General features: G+C 62.6%; 1 protein-coding gene. It reads right to left on the reverse strand.

Features of this window, described 5'->3' with window-relative positions:
* A partial coding sequence (locus SB752_RS33145) for a hypothetical protein (RefSeq protein WP_410719618.1) occupies nt 1–243 on the reverse strand: 243 nt, incomplete at both ends.

The following is a 243-nucleotide window of genomic DNA, read 5'->3' on the forward strand; positions in this document are numbered from 1 at the left end:
TTCGTGCTGCCTCTCCATCATGACAACCCGTGCCGTGGCTTGCTTGTCTGCTCGGTCGGCGTCGCGAAATGCCGTTTGTGCCGCGTCGAGCGCGATGCGCGCACGGGTTGCTTCCTCCGTTGCAGCCGCTAGTTCGCGTTCGGGTTTCCGTAAAGCTTTCCTCTCGCGCGCCAGTTCGGCTCGGCGCTCGTCAACCTTGGCACGCTGTTTCGCTTCAAGTTCGCCGGTGAGACCGGCATCGTT

This window comes from Brevibacillus sp. SIMBA_040, assembly GCF_046535075.1.
Classification (GTDB): domain Bacteria; phylum Bacillota; class Bacilli; order Brevibacillales; family Brevibacillaceae; genus Brevibacillus.